Annotated in this window: 22 protein-coding genes and 3 pseudogenes; 7 read left to right on the top strand and 18 right to left on the bottom strand. The window is 68.5% G+C overall.

The genetic code is table 11. The features are described 5' to 3' along the window. Positions 1-19: 19 nt before the first annotated feature. Both OHB49_RS20905 and OHB49_RS20900 read right to left on the bottom strand, forming a co-directional pair. Positions 20-682: a CAP domain-containing protein gene (locus OHB49_RS20905; RefSeq protein ID WP_030972655.1), complete on the bottom strand. Its 663-nt coding sequence runs from the start codon at positions 680-682 to the stop codon at positions 20-22. Positions 683-1,150: 468 nt separating this feature from the next. Further along, complete coding sequence (locus tag OHB49_RS20900; protein ID WP_329162121.1) at positions 1,151-1,936, bottom strand: DUF72 domain-containing protein; 786 nt, start codon at positions 1,934-1,936, stop codon at positions 1,151-1,153. Between the two features lie 191 nt (positions 1,937-2,127). On the opposite strand from OHB49_RS20900, the gene OHB49_RS20895 reads away from it, so the two are divergent. Next, positions 2,128-2,868, top strand: coding sequence for a PP2C family protein-serine/threonine phosphatase (locus OHB49_RS20895; RefSeq protein ID WP_329162119.1), 741 nt, complete (start codon positions 2,128-2,130; stop codon positions 2,866-2,868). A gap of 57 nt (positions 2,869-2,925) precedes the next feature. On the opposite strand, the gene OHB49_RS20890 is transcribed toward OHB49_RS20895, so the two are convergent. From OHB49_RS20890 to OHB49_RS20875, 4 genes are all read right to left on the bottom strand, one after another. Next, complete coding sequence (locus OHB49_RS20890) at positions 2,926-3,264, bottom strand: P-II family nitrogen regulator (protein WP_329162118.1); 339 nt, start codon at positions 3,262-3,264, stop codon at positions 2,926-2,928. Continuing rightward, on the bottom strand, positions 3,261-4,583 hold the full coding sequence (locus OHB49_RS20885) for an ammonium transporter (RefSeq protein ID WP_329162116.1): 1,323 nt from the start codon (positions 4,581-4,583) through the stop codon (positions 3,261-3,263). Before OHB49_RS20885 ends, OHB49_RS20890 begins: the two co-directional genes overlap by 4 nt. A 199-nt stretch (positions 4,584-4,782) precedes the next feature. Beyond that, entirely contained in the window at positions 4,783-6,051 is a 1,269-nt protein-coding gene (locus OHB49_RS20880; protein ID WP_030972665.1) for an ATP-binding protein, read from the bottom strand. 273 nt (positions 6,052-6,324) lie between these two features. Beyond that, complete coding sequence (locus OHB49_RS20875; protein ID WP_443079548.1) at positions 6,325-7,206, bottom strand: SCO2400 family protein; 882 nt, start codon at positions 7,204-7,206, stop codon at positions 6,325-6,327. A gap of 504 nt (positions 7,207-7,710) precedes the next feature. On the opposite strand from OHB49_RS20875, the gene OHB49_RS20870 reads away from it, so the two are divergent. Further along, positions 7,711-8,064, top strand: coding sequence for a hypothetical protein (locus tag OHB49_RS20870; RefSeq protein WP_030972669.1), 354 nt, complete (start codon positions 7,711-7,713; stop codon positions 8,062-8,064). Positions 8,065-8,167: 103 nt separating this feature from the next. Here the strand turns inward: OHB49_RS20870 and OHB49_RS20865 are convergent, their stop codons facing one another. The 6 genes and pseudogenes from OHB49_RS20865 to OHB49_RS20840 form a co-directional block, all read right to left on the bottom strand. Next, positions 8,168-8,476, bottom strand: a complete 309-nt coding sequence (locus tag OHB49_RS20865) for an SCO5918 family protein (protein WP_030972671.1) — start codon at positions 8,474-8,476, stop codon at positions 8,168-8,170. A 177-nt stretch (positions 8,477-8,653) separates the two neighbouring features. Continuing rightward, positions 8,654-8,818, bottom strand: a pseudogene (locus tag OHB49_RS20860) (DEAD/DEAH box helicase); the annotation flags it as partial. A 467-nt stretch (positions 8,819-9,285) separates the two neighbouring features. Continuing rightward, on the bottom strand, positions 9,286-9,489 hold the full coding sequence (locus OHB49_RS20855) for a cold-shock protein (RefSeq protein ID WP_014047008.1): 204 nt from the start codon (positions 9,487-9,489) through the stop codon (positions 9,286-9,288). Positions 9,490-9,835: 346 nt separating this feature from the next. Then, positions 9,836-10,078 (bottom strand): annotated as a pseudogene (locus OHB49_RS20850) (NAD(P)-binding protein); the annotation flags it as partial. Beyond that, the gene (locus tag OHB49_RS20845) at positions 10,075-10,962 is read right to left on the bottom strand and encodes a serine hydrolase domain-containing protein (RefSeq protein ID WP_329162109.1); all 888 of its coding nucleotides are present in this window, start codon (positions 10,960-10,962) and stop codon (positions 10,075-10,077) included. The gene OHB49_RS20845 and the pseudogene OHB49_RS20850, both read right to left, overlap by 4 nt. After that, on the bottom strand, positions 10,947-11,444 hold the full coding sequence (locus tag OHB49_RS20840) for a hypothetical protein (protein ID WP_329162107.1): 498 nt from the start codon (positions 11,442-11,444) through the stop codon (positions 10,947-10,949). Before OHB49_RS20840 ends, OHB49_RS20845 begins: the two co-directional genes overlap by 16 nt. Before the next feature lie 538 nt (positions 11,445-11,982). Between OHB49_RS20840 and OHB49_RS20835 the strand changes: the two genes are divergently transcribed. The 3 genes from OHB49_RS20835 (at position 11,983) to OHB49_RS20825 (ending at position 15,089) form a co-directional block, all read left to right on the top strand. Next, a complete protein-coding gene (locus OHB49_RS20835; protein ID WP_158711183.1) occupies positions 11,983-12,138 on the top strand; it encodes a hypothetical protein in 156 nt (51 codons plus the stop codon). A 156-nt stretch (positions 12,139-12,294) separates the two neighbouring features. Beyond that, positions 12,295-13,485 (top strand): acyltransferase family protein, encoded by a 1,191-nt coding sequence (locus OHB49_RS20830; protein WP_443079547.1) that lies wholly within the window; start codon positions 12,295-12,297, stop codon positions 13,483-13,485. A gap of 341 nt (positions 13,486-13,826) precedes the next feature. Continuing rightward, entirely contained in the window at positions 13,827-15,089 is a 1,263-nt protein-coding gene (locus tag OHB49_RS20825) for a PucR family transcriptional regulator (RefSeq protein ID WP_329162103.1), read from the top strand. A gap of 297 nt (positions 15,090-15,386) precedes the next feature. On the opposite strand, the gene OHB49_RS20820 is transcribed toward OHB49_RS20825, so the two are convergent. Genes OHB49_RS20820 through OHB49_RS20810 form a run of 3 tightly spaced genes read right to left on the bottom strand, consistent with a single transcriptional unit; the run spans position 15,387 to position 17,812 of the window. After that, positions 15,387-16,163, bottom strand: a complete 777-nt coding sequence (locus OHB49_RS20820) for an ABC transporter permease (RefSeq protein WP_329162101.1) — start codon at positions 16,161-16,163, stop codon at positions 15,387-15,389. Beyond that, the gene (locus OHB49_RS20815) at positions 16,160-17,128 is read right to left on the bottom strand and encodes an ATP-binding cassette domain-containing protein (RefSeq protein WP_329162099.1); all 969 of its coding nucleotides are present in this window, start codon (positions 17,126-17,128) and stop codon (positions 16,160-16,162) included. The genes OHB49_RS20820 and OHB49_RS20815 overlap by 4 nt, the downstream gene beginning before the upstream one ends. Positions 17,129-17,143: 15 nt before the next feature. Further along, positions 17,144-17,812 carry a DUF4097 family beta strand repeat-containing protein gene (locus OHB49_RS20810; protein WP_329162097.1) on the bottom strand — a complete coding sequence of 223 codons (669 nt, stop codon included), beginning with the start codon at positions 17,810-17,812 and terminating at the stop codon, positions 17,144-17,146. Positions 17,813-18,179: 367 nt separating this feature from the next. Between OHB49_RS20810 and OHB49_RS20805 the strand changes: the two genes are divergently transcribed. Then, positions 18,180-20,468 (top strand): ATP-binding protein, encoded by a 2,289-nt coding sequence (locus OHB49_RS20805; protein ID WP_329162095.1) that lies wholly within the window; start codon positions 18,180-18,182, stop codon positions 20,466-20,468. Here OHB49_RS20805 and OHB49_RS20800 read toward each other — a convergent pair. Together OHB49_RS20800 and OHB49_RS20795 are read right to left on the bottom strand one after the other, a co-directional pair. Beyond that, positions 20,450-20,917 carry a response regulator gene (locus OHB49_RS20800; protein ID WP_030972693.1) on the bottom strand — a complete coding sequence of 156 codons (468 nt, stop codon included), beginning with the start codon at positions 20,915-20,917 and terminating at the stop codon, positions 20,450-20,452. The genes OHB49_RS20805 and OHB49_RS20800 overlap by 19 nt on opposite strands. Next, complete coding sequence (locus OHB49_RS20795; RefSeq protein WP_329162092.1) at positions 20,914-22,686, bottom strand: PP2C family protein-serine/threonine phosphatase; 1,773 nt, start codon at positions 22,684-22,686, stop codon at positions 20,914-20,916. The genes OHB49_RS20800 and OHB49_RS20795 overlap by 4 nt, the downstream gene beginning before the upstream one ends. A gap of 216 nt (positions 22,687-22,902) precedes the next feature. Between OHB49_RS20795 and OHB49_RS20790 the strand changes: the two are divergent. Beyond that, positions 22,903-23,067 (top strand): annotated as a pseudogene (locus OHB49_RS20790) (hypothetical protein); the annotation flags it as partial. 211 nt (positions 23,068-23,278) lie between these two features. Here the strand turns inward: OHB49_RS20790 and OHB49_RS20785 are convergent. Continuing rightward, the gene (locus tag OHB49_RS20785) at positions 23,279-24,181 is read right to left on the bottom strand and encodes an NmrA family NAD(P)-binding protein (RefSeq protein WP_329162090.1); all 903 of its coding nucleotides are present in this window, start codon (positions 24,179-24,181) and stop codon (positions 23,279-23,281) included. Between the last annotated feature and the right edge of the window lie 13 nt (positions 24,182-24,194).

Here is a 24,194-nt window from a genome sequence, read left to right as displayed (position 1 = left end):
CACCGTCCCCGCAGTGTCCCTATCGGGCCGTGCCGAAGTCCTGGGTCCAGTAGCTGTTGGGCTGCGCGAGGCCGATGCCGATCTCCTTGAACGAGCAGTCGAGGATGTTGCGCTTGTGGCCCGGGCTGGACATCCAGGCCGCCATGACCTTCTCGGGCGTGGAGTAGCCGTAGGCGACGTTCTCGCCGTAGGAGCTCCAGCTGTAACCGGCACGCGTGATCCGGTCGCCGGGCGACGAACCGTCGGAGCCCGTGTGGGACATGTTCCGGTGGGATGCCATGTCCTTGCTGTGGTCCTGAGCGGCCTTGGTCAGCTTCGCGTTGGTGGTCAGCGGGGAGCATCCGGCCTTGCTGCGCTCGTTGTTGACGAGCGTCAGCACGCGGGCCGTGTCCCCGGATGCCGGTGCGGTCGTAGCAGGTGCGGCGGGAGGCGCGGTGGTCTGCGGTGCGCCGGGAGTCGCAGTGGGGCTCTTCGACGCTCCCGCAGTCGGCGCATGACCCCAGGACGAGCCCGTCCACCGCTGGTGGGAGCTCACGTTCTCCCAGTGGCCGGAGGGGCGACCGCCCGCATCACCCTGAGTACCCAGGCAGGCCATGGCGGCGGACGGCACACCCACGGCTCCCACGGCGATGACAGCGATGGCTATCGGCCGGTAGTACGACTTCCTGCGGTGCTTCCTCATGCGTGACCTCGCTCGGTGATCGCGGAGCGCCCCCAGGGGGTCCGGCTCTGCCCGGTTCCTGCACCAGGGCCGTGGAGACGCCTTGCGGCCGACATTCTTGGAACTGGTGTCGGGGTGCGGCAACAGGCCGCAGTACTACCTCGGCCCGTAGCCGTGGACGGCTCTTGAAACGGGCGCGCAGGCGTGCTGGTCCGGCTCCCGGGGTGGCGAAGAAGCCCGTTGGTCCGTCAGAAGCCGTTGTTCGCCGCACGAACGGGCGAAAGTGTCGAGCAGGTCGAATACCACTCGATCTCGCGCGGAGTATTTATGCATCAAGACGGATAAAACGCACTATGCCGTCGAGCCTCGATCTACTATTCGACGACCTGAGTGCCAAAAGTCTGTGTGGCTGATGTCACGGAACGACGGGTGCACCGGCCTCGTCGTGCCGCCGGTGGGACAGGCGCTGCTTCCGGTCCTCCGCTTCCCTCAGGACGTGGACCGTGCCGGCGGGGGCGGAGGCGTACGGCTCACCGTCCGGCCCAACGCGGCCGCTGCCCGTGCGAACTTCGCGGCGTCCACGACGGCCACGCCGCCCAGGTCGTTGTTGAAGTACACATACACATCGTTCTTGTCGGGCCAGGCGTCGACGATGCGACGGGCCCACGACTTCAACGCCTGGCGGCCGTAGCGCGGCGGCGGCTCTGCGATGCCGCCGTGAAACCGTACGTAGCCCCACGACGCCGTACGCCACAGCGGCGTCACCGGGTGGGACCCCCGATCGGCCCAGCACAGTGCGCTGCCATGCCGTTCCAGCACTGTCCGGAGCTTTCGCTCCGCCTCCCACCACGAGGTGTGCCGGAGTTCGACGGCCACCCGAACCGTGTCGGGAAAGCAGGCCAGGCAGGCGTCCAGAGCCTCGATGTCCTCCCGGAAGTGCGACGGAAGTTGCAGCAGCACGGGTCCCAGGCGGTCGCCGAGACCCTGGGCGTGATCCATCAGCCGATGCACCGGCTCCTCGGGGTCGCGCAGCCGCTTCAGGTGGGTCAGGTAGCGGCTGGCCTTGACCGCCATGACGAACCCCTCCGGGGTCCGCTCCCGCCAGGAGGCGAAGATCTCCGCGGTGGGAAGCCGGTAGAAGGCGTTGTTGTTCTCCACCGTGCCGAATTGCCGGGCGTACTCCTCCAGCCACAGCCGCTGTGGTTGCCCGGGTGGATAGAGCACGCCGCGCCAGTCCTTGTACTGCCACCCTGACGTTCCGACGAGCATGGGCATGGTCCGATGCCTGCCCGTGGGGCCGAAGGCCGTAACGCCGGCGGTAACGCCTCACCCGGCGGGAGACCCAGGTGCAGCCCTGTCCACCGGCGGCCGACGAGAACCGGGCAGCGACGAGGGCATCCGTCGGCTCGCAGCGCCACAATGGAGGTGCGGGACGCGCCTGCCGTCACGGAGAGCGGGACCCTCTGATGCCGTACGTAGCTGTCACTGCATTGAGCCACACCGGGCTGATCCGCGATCACAATGAGGACAGCCTCGTTGTCGGGCCGTGGACGCTGTGCGGCACCGTGACCGAGAACCCGCAGACACTGCTGTTCCCTCTCGGCGCACCGCTCGTCGTCGCGGTCGCCGACGGTATCGGCGGGCAGCCGGCCGGCGAGGTGGCCAGTGCGCTGGTCGTCCGCCAACTCGCCGCGATCGGCCCTTCGCTGGACAGCGAGGAGGCCGTCCGTGACGCTCTGAAGGCCTGCAATCATGCGGTGTACGCAGCCGCCGTCGGCCATCCGGAGCTGGCCGCCATGGGTACCACGGTCGCGGGTGCCGTCGTGCTGGCGGAGTCGTTGCTCGCCTTCAACGTCGGCGACAGCAGGGTGCTCGACGCGACTCAGGACGGGCTTCGCCGGGTGAGCGTCGACGACAGTCCGCCGTTGGCGCCCGGCCGGCGCACCACGTCGCTCATCACGCAGTCGCTCGGTGGTGCCTCCCGGTTCAGCGCCGTCACGCCCCACGTGACGACGTTGCCACTGTCCGCAGGCGATCGTTACCTGGTCTGCACCGACGGGCTGACCGACCCGGTGATGGAGGACGAACTCGACAGCCTGCTGCGGGTGCACAACGACGGCAGGGCCGCTTTCGAGCTGTGGAAGGCCGCCATCGAGGCGGGCGGCCCCGACAACATCACGCTGGCGGTGGTACGTATCGGCGAGTAGCGGCCGGCGGAAGCGGGCGCTCTTGATCCTCGACGCCGCAGGTCAGTACCTGTCCGGCTACAGCGCGTCCGGGCCCCGCTCGCCCGTGCGGACCCGTACCACCGTGTCCACCGGCACCGCCCACACCTTGCCGTCGCCGATCTTGCCGGTCCGGGCGGCGCGGACCACCGCGTCGATGACCAGGTCCACGTCCGCGTCCTCGACGACGACCTCGATGCGGGCCTTGGGCACCAGGTCGACCCGGTACTCGGCGCCCCGGTACACCTCGGTGTGGCCGCGCTGACGCCCGTATCCGCTGGCCTCCGTAACGGTCAGTCCGTGCACGCCGAGCTCCCGCAGTGCGGTCTTCACCTCGTCAAGGCGGTACGGCTTGACGATCGCGGTGATGAGCTTCATGTGGCAGGGCTCCTGTCCTTGGAATGAGGTGTCGCGAGGGCCAGGGCCTGCGGGGCGGCGTGACCCAGGACGCCGTGATCGTAGGCGCTCTCCGCGTGCACCGTCTGGTCCAGGCCCGTGAGCTCCTCCTCCGTGGAGGCCCGCACCCCCATCAGCTTGTCGATCGCCTTACCGATCCCGTAGGTCACCAGGAACGTGTACGCGGCCACGGCGAGCACGGCGACGGCCTGCCGGGCGAGCTGGCCCGGGCCGCCCCCGTAGAGGAGACCCTCCTTGCCGCCGGTCATCGTGGCCGTCGCGAACAGGCCGATGAGCAACGTGCCGACGACACCTCCGACGAAGTGCACGCCGACCACGTCCAGCGAGTCGTCGTAGTCGAACCGGAACTTCCATGCGACCGCGTACGAGCAGACGACGCCGGCCGCGAGTCCGACCACGGCGCCGCCCAGGATGCTGACCGTGCCGCATGCGGGCGTGATCGCCACCAGTCCGGCGACCGCGCCCGACGCCGCGCCGAAGGTGGTCGGGTGGCCGTCGCGCTTCTGTTCGACGAAGAGCCAGCCGAGCAGGCCGGTGGATCCGGCGACGAGGGTGTTGAGGAGCGAGGCCGCTGCAAGACCGTTGGCGCCGAGGGCCGAGCCGCCGTTGAAGCCCAGCCAGCCGAACCAGAGCAGGCCGGCGCCGAGCATCACCATCGGCAGGTTGTGCGGGCGCATGGCGTCCTTCTTGAAGCCGATGCGCGGGCCCACCACCAGGGCGAGTGCCAGGCCGGACGCTCCGCACGTGATCTCCACCACGAGGCCCCCGGCGAAGTCCAGGGAACCCAGGGAGTGCGCGATCCAGCCGCCGGGTCCCCACACCCAGTGTGCGACGGGAACGTATACGAGCAGGGTCCACACCGGCACGAGGACCAGCCAGGCCGCGAACCTCATGCGGTCCGCGATCGCACCACTGATCAGTGCCGCCGTGATGATCGCGAAGGTGAGCTGGAACGTGGTGAACAGCAGGGTGGGGACGCTGCCGGTGAGGGTGCCGGGACCGATGCCCGCCAGGCCCACGTGGTCGAGGTTGCCGATGAGGCCGGCGAAGACGTCGTCGCCGAAGGCCAGCGAATAGCCCGCGACCAGCCAGACGACGGTGACCAGGGCGATGGAGACGAAGCTCATCATCAGCATGTTGAGGACGCTCTTCGAGCGGACCATGCCGCCGTAGAACAGGGCCAGCCCGGGAGTCATCAGCAGGACGAGCGCGGTGGCGGCGAGCAGCCAGGCGGTGTCGCCTGTGTCGAGGCCTGCCGCGGCCAGGGTCACGGGGGTCAAGAGGGAGTCCCTCCTCGGGGCGGCGTGGGGGTCCGGCGACAGAGAGGGTGGCCGGGTTGCGTTTCGTAACGAACACCCGTGCGTTTCCGGCACATTTCATTGCGCGGAGGTGACCGAGTTCTCACCGCGGCCGCGGTGGGGCGGGGTGCTGCGACAACCGCCGCAGCACCGTGGCCCAGCATGATCCAAACGAGAGGCCCTAGATGCGGGCGAACCTGTCGCTCTGGTCGGAGAACTCCTGGGCCATGGTGCTGCTGACCGTGGGCTTGGTCGCGCCGATCGTCTCCAGGTAGTCGTCCGTGGTGGGGCGGGCCCGGGTTCCGGTGTCGATGGTGCGCTCGAACTGGGCCTGCGAGACGGTACGTGCGGCGTGGGCGATGTCGGCGGGCGTGAATCCCTCACTGGCGGACGCGAGTGCCGCGTTGTCGGCCTCCGCGCCCGCTCGTGCCAGGTAGCTCTCCCACAGCGCGGCCCGGGCCGTGTGGTCGGGAGGGCCGATGGGCAGTACGTAGTCGAAGCGACCGTGCCGCAGGAAGGCCGGGTCCAGCGTGGTCACGTTGTTGGTGGCGCAGACGAGCAGTCGGCCGTCCTGGCTGCGGAACCGGACGATCGCCTTGAGCAGCTCGTTGACGATGCCGACCGCGGTCGCGTCCGCACCGCTGCGTTCGGCGGCGATCTCCTCGACCTCGTCGATGAAGACCAGCGCGTGGTCGAGCTGGGCGATCTCGTCGAACCGTCGGTTCAGCCCGGTCGCCAGCCCGTACTCGGCGGCGAGACGTGCGGGGAACAGTTCGACGAAGGGCCATCCCAGGCGGCTGGCGATCGCGTGCGCGAAAGTGCTCTTGCCCGTCCCGGGCGGACCGAACAGCATGACCGCGCGTGGCAGCTCCACCCCGTGCTGGGCGGCCAGTTCGGGATGGGCCAGCGGCAGGACCAGACGCCGCTCGATGAGCTGTTTCTCCCGTTCCATGCCCGCGACCTTCTGCCACAGCCCCCCGGGCGGCAGCTCCGCACCGAGGGCGGCCAGCATGCTGATCGCCTGAGGGGTCACGGGCCCACGCTTCTCGAAGAACACCAGGCCGGAGCGGGTGCCGAAGTCGCAGTTGTGCAGAGCGACGGCACCGGTCTCGCCCTCGGGCAGTACCGCGTGCACCGTCCGGACGCCACCGGCGAAGAGCCGGTGCTCAAGGGTGGTGATCAGGGCACTGCCCAGACCTCGATGCCGCCAGGACGGGGCCATGCAGATACGCAGGATCCACGCCCTGTCGCCTTCCACCCTGCTCACCGCAGCCCCGATCATCACATCGTCCGCCATGGCCACCACGGCCGGATGAAGGGCTTGGAGGGCCGCCACGGTGTCGGAGAGCTGGAAGAGGGGAGGCTCTCCGGTCGTGCCGCTCTCCGTGTCCAGGAGGATCACCGCCTCGAGATCGTCCTGGGAGTAGTCCCTGACAAACCAACCCGTCATGATCAGCTCCGAGTGCTCGGCCGTACTCCCATCATCAGCCGCAGCCTGCGGTGCGACGACCGGGCGCGAGGCGCAGGCCGCGGCCTGCTGCGGGACCGGCCTGTTCGGGGGCCACCCGAGCCCGGCGGGCGCGCAGGAAGCGGCCAGGCTCGCCGCCGTTCTGCCGCACGCATCCCTGGGGTCACGGTGGCGCTGTCCGTCAGGGCGCGGACGGGGAGGGACCGCTTCTTCGTCCGCGCACGTGGACGTCTGTGTGCGAGGGCGACGGAGCTGTCAGCCGATGCACACAGCGATCAGACAGATCTGCGTCGGAGATGTCGGATCACCCGCCGACGTGATCGGCAGCAGGTGCACACCCGATGGGCCTGCGCCGGAGTGGTCGGTGGAAGCGGGCGGAGTCGTCTCGGGGGCCGGGGCCTGAGCCTGGGCCGGGGTCTCGGCGTTGCCCGTGTGCGTCCCGTCGGCCGACTCGGGTGTGGTGTCCGGCGTGGCGCTCGAGGTCGCGGGAGAGGCGGCCGTGGCGGCGGCCTTCGGCTGTCGGCTCGGCGTCGCGGTGTGCGGCAGGGCGACGGTGGCGCTCTGGTGCCGGCTCGTCGTCGCCGGGCGGTGGGGGCTGGGATGCTGCGGAACCTGGGTGTCCGGTTGCTCCGATACCGAGTCGGTGGTCGCTGTCCGGGGGGTGGCCGCGGTCACCGGCTCCGGCGGTGAGGCCGCGTGTGTGTGGCTGTTGGACGACCTGGTGGCCGGTAGCGCGGCAACGGTCAGGCCGCCACCGACAAGGGCAACGGCCGTTGCGGCCACGGCCCGACGCTTGTTCTTCTTCCAGCGCGCCAGCTGCCGACGCCGAGCCGCCCGGCCCTGCCCGGTGGAGGCAGTGCCTTCGGGGCCGCTGGACGCACCGGTGGCCGACGCGTCCGCCGTCGCGCCTCCGGGCGCGCCGCTGCCGATCGGGTCCGCCTCGGCGTGATGAGTGCCGGTGTACGACCCCGGAGCAGGCCATTCCTCCACGCGCCATGCCTGACTCGCCGTTGCGGCGGAGGCGGCCGTGCCGTGGGAGCGATCGGCGGGCGGGGCTATGTCGGGAGCGTATGCGCCGCACCCCGGACACACGAGCGCCCCATTGAGAATTCGGCGGCACGCGGAGCAGTAGTCCATCTGCGATCTTTTCTGTGATGGCTGCGCCGCCAGGGACGCCGGCGACCTGTCTCGAGTTCGCACGCGGGATCGAGCGGGCAGTAACGCTACTGGCACGCGCCGAAGGTGATGCGCAGCCCTTGTGACGCTGCTGCAAAGATCTGCTGGCGGTGATGCGTCCTGCTCCCGGACATGTCGTCACGAATACCGGGATGAGCGGCTGGACTTCACCGGCCCCGGGCCACCGGACCGGGACATTTGCGTGGAGCGGGTGAAGGGAATCGAACTCGCCCTCCGGACTCGGGAATTGCCCCGCCGGCGATCAGCGGCTGGAGGAGACGTGGGTGCCGCTCTCGCTCTCCGGGTGTGCGCACACTCGCGTCCGCAGGTCGTCGGCTCCGAGCGCTGACGGGCTCAGCCGGAGCTCTCGTCCGTGTCTGCCGCGGCGCGGCGGTCTTCGGCGTTCAGCCGATGGCCCCACTGCCGAAGCTCGCCGGACGGTCCCGGTGAATAGAATCGGCTCTCATGTCGAAGCCTGACGAATTGCTCGTTGACGTCGCCGCCTTGGTGGAGACCGGGCAAAGCAATCAGATGTCCCTGACCGTGGTCACCGGTGGCACTGTCATCACCGGTCGGCTGGCTCCCGAAGCCGTCTGGCGACAGCGGGTGTCGGAGGTCCTGACGGATTCGGCCCACCTGGGCGAGTTCGCCGGCACCTTCACCGCCTCCACCCGGAAGGACGGGCCGCCCACGCATCTGCACTTCCACGTCGCACGGATTCTGCAGGGGGCTGTGGGGATCCCGGAGACAGGCGGGATGTACCGGGTCTCGATCGAGGACGTCAGCGCCTGGACCGTGGGCGACTTCAGCTATCACTGAGCCCCGCCAGGACGGGAATCGCACGACACGCGAGGAGGCCCGGTCGGCGCGCGCCGACCGGGCCTCCTCGCTGTTCAGACGTCGGCTTGCGCCTGCCCGTCGGTCAGACGGACAAAGGCGTGCCGAGCATCGCGGAAGCCTGCTGGAACGGGCTGAGGACGCGGGCGGGTGCGGCCTTGGGCAGGGTGCGGCAGGTGAATCCGAGGTGGGCCATGGCCCGGACGACCTCACCGGCACTGAAATCACGGCGGTCCTGGCGGGTGATGACCTCACCCACTTGCTTGGCGGGGTACTGACGGCGACCGATGGTCACGGAGTCGCCGGTGATCGGCTCGGGCTTGACGGCCTTCATCGATTCCAGCACGCCGCTCTTGGTCAGCTCGAACGGGAAGCGGGCGATGACACAGCGCATGATGCCTCACAGGGAGTGGAGGGGGAACGGTCCGGGCGGGGTGCTGCGGTTCGGCAGGAGACCACCGTGCTGTTCCTGGGGTGGTGCTCGCCGGGCGGGGATGCATTTGACCCACCGTCAAAAGGTGTCTTCTGCGAGGACCAGCGTCCTGATCGCGAGGTTTCTACGGGACAGCCCTTAGGTTGCCGCGTCGAAGGCGGAGTGCCGTTGGGCGGTACGGCGCGGCGCCTGCGAGGGGCGGCCGCGCCGAGGGCGTGAGGCACCGCTGCGCTCGGGGCGCTCGGTCACCGGTGCCGTGATGACGACCGGGACTCCCGAGGGAGCCTGCGCGCCGGTGATGCGGCCGACGAGCCGAAGCGCCTGCCCCGGTCGCCGCCACCGGAGCCATCGGCGCAGCCGCCACCCGTACGGGTGCGGGAGAAGCGGTTGTTCGTGCGTGTGAGGTTCATGCGGAACCTTCCTCGATGCGGCGCGTATCAAGGAATTCCCGCAGCAGATGAGCAGCACGGTGAATCGCGAGAACGGGCCGAAGTGAAAAGCGAAGTTGATCAGAGTGGCAGCAGAAACAGCGTCAGTCGCCGAAATGCGTGCAGAGTCTCGGGCGTCAGGATCGAATTTCCGGAGTGGAATCTCATACGGAATATTCGTCTGGTGGAGCCGGATGGGGCGCCCCATGCGATGAGGCGGCGATTCCGCGATGCTTGCCGCTGGTGGTGCCGGGGGCTGCGGGGGAGGGCTGCACCCTCAAATGAAACGAACCGGGTCCCGCACCCCAAGGTGCGGGACCCGGCTCGTACTACGCGTCAGCGTCAGGCGGGAACGATGTTCTCGGCCGTCGGGCCCTTCTGGCCCTGCGCGATGTCGAAGTTCACCTTCTGGCCTTCCTGCAGCTCGCGGAAGCCCTGGGCGGCGATGTTCGAGTAGTGGGCGAACACGTCAGCGCCGCCACCGTCCTGCTCGATGAAGCCGAAGCCCTTTTCTGCGTTGAACCACTTCACGGTGCCAGATGCCATGTCGAATCTCCTTCGGGGCAGTGCCCGGAGTCCGCACTGTGCGGACTCCGCGTCGCGCGATGATTGCCCCGCCCGGAAAATGACCGGAAATACAAAAGCGCTCTCAACGGCAGAAGGGCCGGTGGAGGCACTTGAAGTTTTTGGGAACCACAACTGCAACTGACATCGACAGTAGCACGGTGGGATCGGCTCTGCGTGGTGAATGATTTCGCTCGGCCTGTTGTATGAGATACCCTCATTGCGCCTTGTTCTGATTTCTCACTTCGCGAACACACATATTGGTTCACCGTGAACGGAGTGTTTCAGCCGCAGCGACCTCAGCCGACCTTGGCCGGCCGCCTCGCGATTCGACGCCGCGCGCGCCGAGGTCGAACTCGCGGAAGAATCGCGAGGCCATGGCCATCGGATGCACTGCGGCGCACATGTCGTGCATGACGTCCTCGTCGAACAGCGCCTTGCTGCGCAGCCTGCCGCCGATGTCGTCGGCGCGCTCGTACAGTTCCACCCTCAGGCCTGCGCGTGCCGGCGTGACGGCGGCCGCGAGTCCGTTGGGGCCGGTGCCGACGACCGCGGCGTCGATGCCGGTCATGCGCGTTCGCCTTCGTTCTGTCCCGCCGTGTTCCCGGCGGCGAGCAGGCCGAGTCCGATCTTGTCGGTGCGGTCGGGCGATCCGCCGAGCCGGTGCACCAGCACCCAGTTCCCCGTCCGGGGGATCACCCCGGTGAAGGCCGAGGCATCGCGGGTCGCCCCGTTGTGCCACAACAGTGGCCCCGCCGACTGCCAGGACGGTGCCGGTTCGCCCAGCGCGCGCTCGAGCAGCAGTCCGGTGACCACGGTGGCGAGCGCGCGAGGCGTGGCCCACAGCCCCCCTGCGGACAGCATCGGCCCGTCCAATGTCCACCGGTCGCGTTCTCTGCCGAACAGGCTCCGCGCACCAAGCAGTCGATCGGCGGGCGGATGCGCGGTCACCTCGTCCACCCCCAGCGGCGTGAGCACGTGCTCACGGACCAATTCCTCGTACGGACGCCCGGCCGCGGACACGAGGGCCGCACCGAGCACGGCGTAGCCGAGGTTGGAGTACTCGGCCTCCTGACCCGGTTGCCTCACGGTGACCTCCCCGATTCGGCCCAGGAGGGCCCGCAGCGCGTCCTCGTCGAAGGCCGCGTAGGGATCGGGGCCGGTCAGGCCCGGTGGCAGCCGTGGCAGGCCCGAGGTGTGGTCTGCCAGGTTCCGTAGCGTGATGCCCGATCCGGGCTGCATCGGGAGCCATTGCTCCACCGCGTCGTCGAGGCCGAGCAGGCCCGCCCGGACCATCCGTACCAGTACGGTGCCGGTGAGAACCTTGGTCAGGGACCCGATCTCGACGAAGGCGGCCGGATCGTGCCCGTGCCTGGCCAGCGGCGGAGCCGAGTTCCTGAGCACGCAGACCGGAACGGGCCGCAGCGACAGGCCCGCCATCAGGACTGCGCCCATTGCTGGAGAAGAGTCTCGCGTTCGGTGGGGCGCGGAGTCTTCCCCGTACCGTGCGCACGCCCCCATGCGCTGAGAACCGCGGGACTGAGGGTCCCGGCGACGAAGCGGTGCAGTACCTGATGGGACAGTTCGATCTCACGAGGGGTGTACGCGCCGGCGGCGGCCGAGTGCACGAGCAACTCGGCCACACCGTCGGATGCTTGGACACGTACGGTCATCTCGGCCGGGCCCTCCGGTCCGCCCAGCCCCATGGCCCCGAGCACCACGTCCAGCGTCATCGACAGCTGCCGGCCGGGAGTCGCTCTCACCGGCGCACCGACGACGGTCACCGAGCTGAGTTCGGCCCACTTCCAGGTGCCGGACCCGGGTCCGACCGCATCGAGGCCCGCGGCGGCCAACCGGACACCGGGGGCCGACTCACCAGGTGGTGCACCGACGTGGACCGCATCCTCGGAGACCCAGAACAGCCCGACCATTGCCACAGTTGACTCCACCGTTCGCGTATTGCCATGGGTTCGATCTGAAATGCGCTCGCAGACAACCGGCCTGACGATCGACCAGTATTTTCCATCGCTCCCCGGGCGGTCGTATCGCAGGCGTCCTTTTCCGGCCGCCGCAGCCGTTCACGCAGGGACCGCTCGATGGATGGACGCGACGGCGGCCCATGGGCGCAGCCGTGGTACCAGGATGCCGAGCGGGAAGCCGCACCACCGAGTGCGATACCGGCAGCGGGGATTGCCTTCTTCATGTTCTCCCCTGTTCTCTCTTTACGGTCCGGATCACTGCCACCCGTTCACCGGATCGTGCGCCGGGTGAACGAACTGCCGGCGAACGAGGGAATTTCGGCCGAGAAGGACGGCTCGGCGCAGTGGATGACGCGTTGCGAAGTGCGCCTGGCATCGGCGGTCATTGATTCCCCCGAATTCACCGGACCGTGCTTGCGGGGAAAACGATGCCAGCGGCACGGCGTCCGAAACAGAGGCTTCGGTGTCAACATGCTGCACGACGCAGGACAGCTTCATGCCAGGGCCCGCGGAGTCGGACCTCGAGCGGCAGCGCGAGGTGGTGACGGCCGGCCCCGACCGGCTCGTACGGGCTCGACGTGAAGCAGCGGAGGACCAGAAATCCGCGAGGGTCGCATGCTCGGTGGGTGAAGTGGCGGAGAACGTGGCGTGACGTATCCGCGAGAGTCTCCCGAAGGTCGACTCTCGCGTGTCCGAATCGCCGCTGCCTATCCGGATTGGGTGGGTTTTCAGGGACGTACCGTGAGGTGCCTGTGGCCCGTGGGGCCAGGGTTCCGTCGGTTCCACTTGTCAGGATGGCGTAGATGTGATGCAGGGCAGGTATCAGCAACCGCTTCCCCCGGCCGTCGATTCGCTCGAAGGTGGCGGCGTCGCGGTCGCCGAGCCACCGCCGCGGAGGCGCCCGGCGCGGAAGGTTGTCATGGCCGGGCGGGCACGACCCCGGCTGTACGTCATCGACGGCATACGCCTGGTCGCCGCCCTCATGGTGGCCCTGCACCACTACGCGGGTACCTCCCGCGTCAACCAGCCGGGCAACGCGTTCTGGGGCCGGCCGGTGTCCGAGATCATGCCCACGGTGTTCCGCTTCGCGTCCTTCGGCTGGATCGGCGTGGAAATCTTCTTCGTGATCAGCGGCTTCGTGATCTGCATGTCGTGCTGGGGCCGCACTCCGAAGGACTTCTTCGTCTCCCGGGTGATTCGCCTCTACCCGGCGTACTGGGTCGCCGTCGCCCTCACCGTGGCCGTCCTGGTCGCCCTGCCGGGCGTGTGGGGGCGGCCGCAGGGGCGGGACATCCTGCTCAACTTCACGATGTTGCAGTCGGGCTCCGGCGTGCCGAACGTCGACGGCGTCTACTGGACCCTCTGGTCGGAGCTGCGGTTCTACCTGCTCTTCATGGTCATGGTCGCCATGGGGCTGACCTACCGCAGGGTCGTCGTGTTCTGCTGCGTGTGGGGCGCGGCCGCCATGCTCGCCCCCGTGTCCAAGTTCCCGCTGCTGGTGCTGGCGGCCGACCCGAGCGGTGCCTGGTACTTCATCGCGGGTCTGGCCCTCTACCTCATGCACCGCTTCGGCCAGGACCTGCTGCTATGGGGCATCCTCGCCATGGCGTTGCTCATGGGCCAGCGGGAGCTGGGGCTGCGGGTCGCGCACGAAGGGGTCTCCAGCTGGCGCGGATCCGTGCTGATCTTCACGGTGTTCCTGCTCGTCATGGTCGCCGTCGCGCTCGGCTTCACCGATCACATCCGCTGGAGGTGGCTGGTCACCGCGGGCTGCCTGACCTACCCGCTCTACCTGATGCACTACGCCATCGGCACGACACTGATCAGCCGCCTGCACGACGCCATGGACGCCCGGCTGCTGGTCGCCCTCGTCATCGCCGGCTTCCTGGTCCTGAGCTGGCTGGTCCATCGCCTCGTGGAACGGCCGACGGCGCGGCTGCTGAAGCGGGGACTGGAGTCCTCCTTCACCCGGCTGCGCTCCTTCGGGCGCGCGGCCTGACCCGTCGCAGCGGCGAGCCAAGGCGGCTTCCTCGTCCAGTCGGGCGCGTAGGAAGCCCACCGACTCATTGCTCATGAGGGCATGAGGGCATGAGGACATGATCGACGACCGCCCCGAAATCCGGCACCCGCGCGTTTCCGAAGAACGGCTGGAAGGAGTCGATCCCCTCGGATCGCGCGCCGGGGTCCCGTCAGTGACCGGAGGCCGGGCGTGGACCGCGCGACAACCACTGGGCCCGCAATACGGCCTTCCGCGGCGGTTATCGGATGGGCTTCCCGAGTTCGGCCTATCTGCGTCCCGTAGAAGCGGATAGGCCACGAACCACTCGGTAGGATTGAGGTATGGCTGCGGAGAATCCCGAGGCCGCGAAACAACTGTCCGTGGTCGCGGAGAACGTAGGGTCACACCTCACGGAGATCAGCCGCGACATAGTGGAGTACGTCCTTGCCGAGATCCCGGAACTCAGGGGCGACGCAACCGTCGTCAAAATCCTGCAGGCGAGCGTAGGGGAAAATGTCGCTACGTTGCTGCACATTTTCGAGAACGACATACCTCTGGAAAAGATCGAGGGGCCTGCAGCCGCTCTTGAGTACGCCAGGAGGCTGGCTCAGAGAGGTGTCCCCCTCAGCGCGATGGCCAGGGCCTACAGGATCGGCCACTGGCGTTTTCTGCACTGGTTTCTGGGCGAACTCAAGCGTCAGGGCACCGACGAGGATCTCGCCACCGCGACCAACCGGCGCATGCTGCGGGTGAGCTTCGGTTACATCGACCGTGTAACCCAGCATGTCATCGTGATCTACCAACAGGAACGTGATCACTGGCTGCTCAGCCAGACCGCCGCGCGCGCCGCGCGCGTGCGAGACATCCTCACCGAGAAGGACGTCGACCTCAACTGGGCCGAACCAGCACTTGGTTACCGGTTCCAGCAGCATCACATCGGGCTGGTGGCCTGGTTGCCCACACCGACGGGTGGGGGTGATGGCCTTGCTCGACTCCACCGGATCACCGACGAGATCGCCCATGAGCTGGGCTGCTCCGCCAGGCCGCTGTTCGTCCCCCGAGACGCAATTGCGTCCTGGGCCTGGCTGCCGCTCGGCTCGCAGGGCGACGTCTCCTGGAAACAGGTGTCGAATGCTGTCGAGCACAGCGATCCTTCTGTGCGCATGTGTGCCGGAGGCGTGGGTTACGGGCTCGACGGATTCCGCTCCACGCACCGGCAGGCATTGTCCACGCAGGAACTCGCGGAAGCGGCCAGCCCGGCCCCGCAGTTCACCGATTTCCCCACGGTCGCTCCCATAGCCTTGATGGCCACGAACATCGACAACATGCGTGTTTGGGTGTGGGGCGTCCTGGGTCTGTTGGCCGTCGATGACGAGCACAGCGCACGGCTTCGGGAGACCGTGCAGATATTCCTGGGCACCGGCTGCAGCTACACCGCCACCGCCGGCGCTCAAATCCTCCACAAGAACACCGTGCAGTACCGCATTCGGAAAGCCGAGGAAATCCTGGGACACCCGGTCCAGAAAGGCCACACCGATCTGGAAGTCGCACTGCTCGCCGTCAAGTACCTCGGTTCGACCCTCCTTCGCACCGGCCCCGAATGAAACGGCAGACCGTACGAGGCGCGTCATCGGCCGTGTTGCCTCGCGCCCACGAGGGATTACGGCACAGCCCTTACCCTCCGACACGGTTCGGGCCGTCGGTGACCGATGCGCAGTGCCGTTGCTCGTGCCGGCCGAACGGCTCGGCGTGCTACGGGAGTTCCGGCCGATGATGTCTGTCTGCCCGGGCCCGGCGGGTGGCCGCCGACGCGGACGGGGCGGCGTACGCCGACGCGGTGTCGGAGTACGCCGCCCTGGGGAGTGACGAGTTGCGGGAGGCGGCCCGCGCTGCCACGGCGGTTACTTCGGGTCGCTGTTGAACTTCGAAGCCGACCAGAAGTAGCCGAGCACCGCGAGACCCAGGCACCAGGCGACCGCGAGCCACCCGTTGTGGCCGATCTCGCTGCCGAGCAGCAGCCCGCGCAGGGTTTCGATGGCCGGGGTGAAGGGCTGGTACTCGGCGATCGGCTGGAACCAGCCCGGCATCGCGTCGACCGGGACGAAGGCGCTGGAGATGAGCGGGAGGAGGATCAGCGGCATCGCGTTGTTGCTGGCCGCCTCGGCGTTCGGGCTGACCATGCCCATCCCGACGGCGATCCAGGTGAGCGCCAGGGCGAAGACCACGAGCAGCCCGAATGCCGCGAGCCACTCCAGGGCGGTGGCGTCGGCGGAGCGGAAGCCGATGGCCACGGCGACGGCGCCGACGAGGACCACGCTGGCGACCGACTGCAGCACGCTGCCGATGACGTGACCGATGAGCACGGAGCCGCGGTGGATGGCCATGGTGCGGAAACGGGCGATGATGCCCTCGGTCATGTCGTTGGAGACGGACACCGCGGTGCCGACGACGGTGGAGCCGATGGTCATGAGCAGGATGCCGGGGACGATGTAGGCGATGTAGGCGGAGCGGCCCGCGCCGCCGCTCATCGCGTCGCCGAAGATGTAGACGAAGAGCAGCAGCAGCATGACCGGGGTGAGCAGCAGGTTCAGAGTGAGGGACGGGTAGCGGCGCGCGTGCAGGAGGTTGCGGCGCAGCATCGTGGACGAGTCGCGTACGGCGAGGGACAGGGAGCTCATCGGACAGCCTCCTTGGGCTGGCTGGGCAGGCTGGGCACGCTGGTGCCGGTCAGGGCGAAGAACACGTCGTCGAGGTCGGGGGTGTGCACGGTCAGCTCGTCCGCCTCGATACCGGCCGCGTCCAGCCAGTCGAGGATGGAGCGCAGTTCGCGCTGGCTGCCGCCGCTGGGGATCTGCAGCGCGAGCGCCTCGTCGTCCCCGGTGGCCTCGCGCAGCGCGGCGGCGGCGGACTGGTACGCGGTCGGGTCGGTGAACCGGAGTCGCACGTGGCCGCCGGGGACGATCCGCTTGAGCTCCTCGGCGGTGCCCTCGGCGGCGATCCTGCCGTTGTTGAGGACCGCGATGCGATCGGCGAGTTCGTCGGCCTCCTCCAGGTACTGGGTGGTGAGGAAGACGGTGACGCCGCCCGTGACGAGTTCGCGGATGATCTGCCACATGTTGTGGCGGGAGCGGGGGTCGAGGCCGGTGGTCGGCTCGTCGAGGAAGATGATCCGCGGGTTGCCGACCAGCGTCATGGCGATGTCAAGGCGGCGCTTCATGCCGCCGGAGTAGGTGGAGGTGGGCTTCTTCGCGGCCTCCACCAGGTCGAAGCGCTCGAGGAGTTCGGCGGTGATCCGGCGCCCCTCGCTCTTGGACAGGTGGTGCAGGTCCGCCATGAGGAGCATGTTCTCCTCGCCGGTGATCAGCCCGTCGACGGCGGAGAACTGTCCGGTGACGCCGATCGCGGCGCGGACCGCCTGGGGGTCGGCGGTGAGGTCGTGGCCGCCGACGTGGATCTCGCCGGAGCCGGCGTCGGCGCTGATCAGAGTGGAGAGGATCTTGACGGCGGTGGTCTTGCCGGCGCCGTTCGGGCCGAGCAGGGAGAAGATCGTTCCTTCGGGGACGGTCAGGTCGATGCCGTCGAGCACGACCTTGTCGCCGTAGGACTTGCGCAGCCCGTTCGCCGCGATGGCCGGGTTGGTCATGGGGGTTGCTCCTCTTTACAGGCTGCGGGCGACGATGTCGCCGTGGGCGGTGGTCGCGTGGACAGTCAAGCCGGGGGTGCCGTCGGTGTTCTTGAGCGTGTTGTTGATCCGGCCGTAGGTGGTGCCGGCGTCCAGGGAGGCGGAGACTCCGCGGGCGGCACCGACGGTGATGTCGCCCATCTGGGTGCTCAGCGTGAGCGTGCCGCGTACGGCCTCGGTGACGTTCACGTCGCCCCTCTGGGTGCTGATCTCGCCGGGACCGTTCAGGCGGCCGACCGTGATGTCGGCGTCGAGGCCGGTGAGGCGGGCGCTGTCGGCCTCGTCGAGCTTGACCGAGCCCTGCGCGCCCTCGAAGGCGACGTCACCGAGCCGTCCCACGCCGCGGAGTTCGGCGCCGGCCGCCTTCGCCTCGACGCGGGAGCCGGCGGGCAGTTGGACGGTCACCTCGACGGACCCGGAGAGGCCGAGGATCCGGTTCTTCGCCTCCGGGGCCGCGATGCGCAGGACCCCGTCGCCGTATTCGACCGTGATCTGCTCCGCCGCCTTCACGTCGCGGCCCTTCGAGGCGTCCGCGGGCAGGACCTCGACGGTGGTGTCGGCCCGATCGGCGGCGATGAACCAGATACGTCCCGCGGGGATGTCCAGGACGGTCGAGACGGGGGCGGGGGTGTCGAACTTCTGCATTGTGCTCTCCTTCGGTTCGGTGTTTCCGATGATGGAAAAGCTACGTTGCGTTCAAGATTCCTTCAATAGGCCTGTTGCGCATAATCGCCATCAGTGCAGGTGAAGGCGTGGAATTCGTTGCAACGATTCACGGAGCTAACGCAACGATAGTTGCTCATTCGTTGCAATGGATTAACAGTGAACGCTATGCGGAGGCATCCGGGGCACGAAGGAGACCGTGATGCCGGGAGCAGGCTCAGCAGGAACGCCGCCAGGAGCGACGACACGCGCCCTCAGCGGCCTCTCGGCCCAGGGTGACGTGGAAGGATCTCGGCGGGCCGGACGGGCCGACCGGACCGGATCGAGAACACGGTGCGTGGGAGAAGAGATGTCCCTTCCGGACCCAGGGCGGGAGGCCGAGGCCGCGGCGGCCCTGGGCTTCGACCTCAGCGAATGCGTCGAGGAGCCCATTCATCTGCTGGGCAGGATCCAGTCCCACGGCACCCTGCTCGCGGTGGAGGCCGATACCGGCACCGTGGACACCGCAGCCCTGAACACCGGTCGCTTGCTGGGGATCGCGGCCCAGGAGTTGGTCGGGAGACCCATCACGCGGGTGCTGTCCCCCGAGGACTGGGCCGAGGCTCTTGGGGTCAGCGCTCAGCACGAGGCGGCAAGCCTGGTTCTCCCTGTCTCCATCGACGTGGCAGGCGCCCCTCGGATGTTCGACGTGACCGCACACCGGCAAGGGCCCTTTCTGATCATGGAGTGCGAGCCGCGAGCCGTCGCGTTGCCGCACTTCTCGCGCTACTACCAGGGGGTTCGGCGAGCCCTGACACGGCTTCGGTCGGCGACCACGGCAGCCGAGTGCTGCCAGGCGGCCACCCGTGAGATCCGGGCGCTGACCGGCTTCGACCGTGTGGTCGCCTACCGCTTCGAGGGCGAGGACGGACCAGGAGAGGTGGTCGCGGAGGAACTCACCGACGGCCACGAACCCTGGTTGGGGCTCTGGTTCCCCGCCAGCGACATCCCGCCCCAGGCGAGGCGGCTCTACCGCGACAACTGGATCCGGGTGATCGCTGACGTGGACGACGTCAGTGTGGGCTTGCACCCCCCGGGACGGCCTGGCTCAGGCCTGCCACTGGACCTGTCGAATTCCGTACTTCGCACCGTGTCCGGCTTTCATCTGGAGTACCTGCGGAACATCGGTGTGAAGTCGTCGATGTCGGTGAGTGTCCTCCGGGAGGGCGAGCTCTGGGGGCTGATCGCCTGTCATGGCGACGCCCCCGCCACCATTCCCCCGGAACTGCGGGCGGTATGTGAGTTCTTCGGTGTCGCTTTCTCCCTGCAACTCGCGGTCATCGAGGAACGAGAGCAGGCGGAGGCGCTCACCGCGTCCCGTGAGCGGCTTGACCAGATCATCTCCCGGGTCACGTCCGATCTGGAGGGCTCACTTCTGGCAGGCGACGACGCCCTCAGAGCACTGTTGGACGCCGATGCTGCGGTGCTCTGCCGGGGCGGACGCAGCACCTCCAGCGGGATGCGTGTCGCACCCGCTCTGCTGGAGATCCTCCAGGCACGCGCGGCAGGGCTGTCACCGGGCACGGTCTGGAGTACGGACCGCCTGTCCGAGGAACCGGACCGACCCGGCGGCGACATGACGGAAAGCGGTCCGGCGGGGATCCTGATGGTGACGCTGAGCCGCTCGGGCGACTTCCTCGCCTGGTTCCGCAGAGACCGTCCCACCGCCCGCCAATGGGCCACCGACCCTTCCGAACCCGTCCAGGTCGGCCCGCGAGGCGAGCGGCTCACCCCTCGCGGGTCAGGTGCCGTCTTCCGCGCGGTGGTACGTGGACGGAGCCTGCCCTGGACGCCGACCGACCGCGCCACCGCGCAGGAGCTCTGGCGCACGCTGACCGGTCTCGTACTCCGGCACGAGGCCGAACTGACAGCGCTCACCGAACAGCTACGCGTCACCAACTCCGACCTCGACTCGTTCGCCCATGCAGCAGCCCACGACCTCAAGGAACCACTGCGGGGCATCTTCAACGCCGCGACCTTCGTCATCGAGGACGCCGCAGCGGACCTCGACGCGACGACTGTCCGACGGATGCTCACCATGCGGCGACTGGCCGGCCGGATGGATGACCTGCTCGACTCGCTGCTGCACTTCGCCCGGCTGGGCCGAGGCGGGTTGCACCGCATCCGTGTCCCACTGGACCGGGTGCTGGACTCCGCGCTCGAGGTGGCCGGGGAACGTCTGGCCGAGGCCCACGTGCGGGTCGTCAGAGGAGATCTACCCGAGGTGTACGCCGATGAGCACCGGCTCTACGAGGTCCTGGTCAATCTCTTGGTGAACGCTGCCAAGTACGCCGCCGATCAAGGAGACCGCACGGTCGAGATCCTGGTCGACACACTCCGCACGCCGGCGGGCGGGACCCCCCAGCAGACCGTCGTGGTCCGCGACAACGGCATCGGCATTCCGGCCGACCATCAGGGCGAGGTTTTCGAGCTGTTCCGCCGACTGCACGGGCAGGACGAGCGCGGTGGAGGCACCGGCGTGGGTCTCGCGATCGTCAAACGGATCGTCGAACGGCACGGCGGCGAGCTGTGGCTCGAAAGCCAACCAGGCTGCGGGACCAGCTTCTACTTCACTCTGGGTCACGAAGGCGGCGACTGAGCGGCAGGGCCCTCGTCCCCGCCCTTCGCTCTTCTTTGCCAGTAGTCCACAGCGCCCTTCAGGACGGTGCGGAAGAGCTCGAAGTTGACCGGCTTGTAGATGTAACTGTCGGCCCCCGCCGCGTAGGTCGCGTCGACCTCGTCCGGCGCGGTGTAGGCCGTGAAGACAACCACGGCCACGCTGTTCAGTTCAGGCATGGAGCGGATCGATCGGAGCACCGCGGTTCCACTGAGACCGGGCATGTGCAGATCCAGGAGGACGAGCCCCGGTCGTCGGGTGGCTTCCAGCAACCGCTCGGCGACTCCCGCCCCCCTGTCGGTGAATTCCAGCGTCAGACCCGGATGAGTGCGGCCGAGCGCCCGCTGAATGGCCTCGGCGTCCTCCGCCGAATCCTCGACCACCCAGACGAAATCGTGATCGATCCTCGGATCCTCGGCCGACCCGCTCACGCGACCATCTCCGCCTGTGCGACGAGCACGGCGATGTCGTCCGCACCCGCCGCCCGGAATTCCACAACAGCTGCTGCCAGCCGTTCGGCGAACCCTTGAGCGTCACCGGCCCCCTGCTGCGCCACCGCGTCCTGCAGGCAGGATTCGAAGAACGTCCCGTCAGCCGCTCTCGCCTCGGTCACCCCGTCGGTGAACAGCACCAGCGCGTCCCCCGGCGCCACATGCGCCGACCCGGATCCGTACTCGATTTCTTCCAGCACACCCAGCAGATCCCCGTGGGCCGCGAGCTCCTCCACAGCGCCATCCTCACGCCGCACCAGAGGCGCCGGATGTCCAGCACTCCAATAACGCAGGCGAAATCCCTTCCCCTCCGACACCAGCACGGCTACGAGCGCTGTCACGAAGCGGGACGTGCCCTCCCTGACCAGAGCCTGGTTCAGCCGTCCCAGCGCGTGCTCGGGCGTACTGCCGTTCTCGAGCAGGGTGCGCAAGGTGTGGCGGGCCAGACCGGTGAGTGCCGCAGCCTCCGCCCCGCGACCGCAGACGTCACCGACAAGGAGCGTCACACCGCCCCGCGCCCCCGGGACGGCGTCGTAGAAGTCACCGCCCACATCGAGCGATTCATCGCCCACTTCGTATGCCGAACTCAGAGTGAGACCCGGAATCCGCGGCAGCTCTCTCGGTAGCAGATGCCGCTGGAGGGAGACCACGTGCTGGCGCCGCTGTTCGTAGAGGGTGCTGGTATCGATGGCCAACGCGGCCCGGTCGGCAAGATCGGCAAGGAACAGAGAGGCCACCTCCGCGAGGTCCACCCGGTGGTAGAGGAACGTCAGAGTGCCCAGAGCCCGCCCCCGAGCTTTGAGCGGATTCACACTGACCGCACGCACAGCACGCCCCGCCCCGGACGAGGTGGGCCCGAAGGGTCCCCCTGCCAGCTCGTCACCATGCAACACCAGCGCCTGCCCGCGGTTGACGACCTGCTGCAACACATCCGTGAGCCACAGGTCCTCGGCCGCGACCACACCGAGCCACTGCTGCTCGCCCGCGTCCATGTGTGAGCAGGCCACGGGAGCCAGTCCGCCGGAACGACGCAGATGCAGGACGCACCCCTCGGCGACAGCGGGCACAGCCGTCCGAGCCACCCGTCGCACGGTCCTCTCCACATCAAGGCTCGAATCCATCTGCAACGACGCCTCCGCCAGGAAGGCGTCACTCACGTGACGCAGCTCGTCCTCGCGCCGCGCCGTGATGCGCCTGTCGGAGACCATGGTGACCTCGGCCACCTGCTTCAACCGGGCCCGTAGCGTCACATCGACCGCGTCCCTGTCTGCGGTCCCGACCATCAACGACGCCCAGCCGCCCTGCCCCAGTGGCACGGCACACAACGCCACGCTCCGCGCGCCCGCTGCCGCCAGAACCTGGACATGGGGCATGGCGCCGTCGAGCTCCGACACATCGTGAACCGTGACAGTCGGATCGCCGCACGGAGCCCCGGCGGCGGTGGATTCGCCAAAATCCTGTTCGAATTCCACGAAAGATGGCGTCGGCTCCGCCAGGGTGACACTCCGCAGATAGTGCAGCAGCCCACCGCTCCAGCGGGTGCCCACGACGGCCAGCACACCGGGCATACGGAGCAGCATGTCGTAGAGGGAATCCGCCAGGTCCGTCACGTCCTGCGCCCTGTCGGCGAGACTCCAGAGCTCATGCAGACGGCCGGACCACCATCCCTCATCCGCCTGGCAGGAGGCTTTGCCCTCGTGCTGCTCCACCGCTGATCCGCCGTTCCGTACTACGACTGTCGGCTCCGGCCCGTCAGGGAAACGCTATGTCACGCCGCGGCCGAGCGCCTCCAGGCGCGGTCTCCGCGGCGGCGCTGCGCACGAGCCGCACGGGGCCGATCGCCAGGGGCCCGCACGCGCAGACGCCGCCCGCCCGGTGCTGGGAAGGTGCTGTAGACGCCGCGCCGACAACGACCTCGACACCGAATCGGTCCGGGTGCGGCGGGCTGCCCCGGCACTGAATACGGGCCGCCGGGTGAGCGGCGACCCCAAGTCCCGCGCAGGCAAACGGCAGATCATGGATCTTGTACGTGCTCTACGGCCGGGATCCAGTGGGAGTACCTGCCGAAGGAACTGGGCTTGGGTGCGGGCATGACGTGCCGGCGCCGACTGCGTGAGTGGAACGAGGCCGAGGTCTGGCAACACCTGCACGAGATCCTGCTTGCCGCGCTGAACGCCGCATCCAGGCCGGACCGGTCGCGCTGAGTGGTCGACTCCTCCCACGTCAAGGTCTTCGACAGGGCCAAGAGGGCCCGGCCGACCCCGCGGCAGCAGTCGCGGGGCCGGCCTTGGCCGGGGCGGCTCAGCCCAGGTAGAAGTCCCTGCGGGCGGCCACGAACGCCTCGATCGACTGCGGGGGGATGCCCGTCACGCGCTCGACGCCGTCGGCCGTGCGGTCGTAACGGTTGTCCCGGTGCAGCTGGGCCATGGTGGCGACGTGCTGTTCGAGGTGCGGCGGCATCCCCATCTTCGGGAGCTGGGCCGCCCACGTCTCCGGGGGCACGTCCACGTAGGTCACCGGTCGTCCCAGCGCCAGAGTGAATTCCGCGGCCAGCTCCGTCATGTCGACCGAGCGCGGCCCGGTCAGCTCGTAGACCTGCCCGATGTGCGGAGCCGGGTCGCGGAGCACGGTGGCGAGGACCCGGGCGACGTCGGCCACGGCGATCGGCGAAGTGCGTCCGGTGCCGAACGGCAGCGCGATCGTGCCGTTCTCCTGAATCGACCGCGCCGCCATCATGGTGAACAGCGGAGTGTCCAGGAACGCCGTCGGCCGGATGTGCACCACGGGCAGGCCGGACCAGTCGAACACCTGCTTTGCCAGCCAGTGCAGCCGCTGCTGGTGCGACTCCTCGGTGCTGGTGGCGGTCATCTGCGACACCGTCATCTGCGACAGGTCGACCAGAGCCTCCAGCTTCCCGTACTCCCTCGCAACGGAGGCCACCACGGTCGCCGCGAGCAGGTGGTCCGGCGACACACGCATCGCGAAGTACATCCGTGCCACGCCCTGCAGCGCGGCCGCCACCGTCTCGGGCCGGGTCAGGTCACCGATGACGACCTCTGCGCCGAGCGCCCGCAGCTCAGCCGCACGCTCGTCCTCGCGACGGACCATGAAACGCACCGGCACATCCTGAGCGCGCAACTGCTCGAAGACCGTACGGCCCACGCCGCCGGCACCGGGGATGAGAACAAGGTTGCTGCTAACCATCAGTCGATCTCCT

Origin of the sequence: Streptomyces sp. NBC_01717 (genome assembly GCF_036248255.1) — a bacterium.
Classification (GTDB): domain Bacteria; phylum Actinomycetota; class Actinomycetes; order Streptomycetales; family Streptomycetaceae; genus Streptomyces.
This window is presented reverse-complemented; position numbering and strand designations above follow the sequence as displayed.

Excerpts from the sequence above, each read along its gene's own strand:
- OHB49_RS20810 (WP_329162097.1), bottom strand. The coding sequence starts at position 17,812 with ATGCAGAAGTTCGACACCCCCGCCCCCGTCTCGACCGTCCTGGACATC.
- OHB49_RS20830 (WP_443079547.1), top strand. The coding sequence starts at position 12,295 with ATGCAGGGCAGGTATCAGCAACCGCTTCCCCCGGCCGTCGATTCGCTC.
- OHB49_RS20825 (WP_329162103.1), top strand. The coding sequence starts at position 13,827 with ATGGCTGCGGAGAATCCCGAGGCCGCGAAACAACTGTCCGTGGTCGCG.
- OHB49_RS20875 (WP_443079548.1), bottom strand. The coding sequence starts at position 7,206 with ATGGACTACTGCTCCGCGTGCCGCCGAATTCTCAATGGGGCGCTCGTG.
- OHB49_RS20855 (WP_014047008.1), bottom strand. The coding sequence starts at position 9,489 with ATGGCATCTGGCACCGTGAAGTGGTTCAACGCAGAAAAGGGCTTCGGC.
- OHB49_RS20900 (WP_329162121.1), bottom strand. The coding sequence starts at position 1,936 with ATGCCCATGCTCGTCGGAACGTCAGGGTGGCAGTACAAGGACTGGCGC.
- OHB49_RS20785 (WP_329162090.1), bottom strand. The coding sequence starts at position 24,181 with ATGGTTAGCAGCAACCTTGTTCTCATCCCCGGTGCCGGCGGCGTGGGC.
- OHB49_RS20820 (WP_329162101.1), bottom strand. The coding sequence starts at position 16,163 with ATGAGCTCCCTGTCCCTCGCCGTACGCGACTCGTCCACGATGCTGCGC.
- OHB49_RS20880 (WP_030972665.1), bottom strand. The coding sequence starts at position 6,051 with ATGACGGGTTGGTTTGTCAGGGACTACTCCCAGGACGATCTCGAGGCG.
- OHB49_RS20890 (WP_329162118.1), bottom strand. The coding sequence starts at position 3,264 with ATGAAGCTCATCACCGCGATCGTCAAGCCGTACCGCCTTGACGAGGTG.
- OHB49_RS20835 (WP_158711183.1), top strand. The coding sequence starts at position 11,983 with ATGCCAGGGCCCGCGGAGTCGGACCTCGAGCGGCAGCGCGAGGTGGTG.
- OHB49_RS20865 (WP_030972671.1), bottom strand. The coding sequence starts at position 8,476 with ATGCGCTGTGTCATCGCCCGCTTCCCGTTCGAGCTGACCAAGAGCGGC.
- OHB49_RS20815 (WP_329162099.1), bottom strand. The coding sequence starts at position 17,128 with ATGACCAACCCGGCCATCGCGGCGAACGGGCTGCGCAAGTCCTACGGC.
- OHB49_RS20870 (WP_030972669.1), top strand. The coding sequence starts at position 7,711 with ATGTCGAAGCCTGACGAATTGCTCGTTGACGTCGCCGCCTTGGTGGAG.
- OHB49_RS20895 (WP_329162119.1), top strand. The coding sequence starts at position 2,128 with ATGCCGTACGTAGCTGTCACTGCATTGAGCCACACCGGGCTGATCCGC.
- OHB49_RS20905 (WP_030972655.1), bottom strand. The coding sequence starts at position 682 with ATGAGGAAGCACCGCAGGAAGTCGTACTACCGGCCGATAGCCATCGCT.
- OHB49_RS20805 (WP_329162095.1), top strand. The coding sequence starts at position 18,180 with ATGTCCCTTCCGGACCCAGGGCGGGAGGCCGAGGCCGCGGCGGCCCTG.
- OHB49_RS20845 (WP_329162109.1), bottom strand. The coding sequence starts at position 10,962 with ATGGGCGCAGTCCTGATGGCGGGCCTGTCGCTGCGGCCCGTTCCGGTC.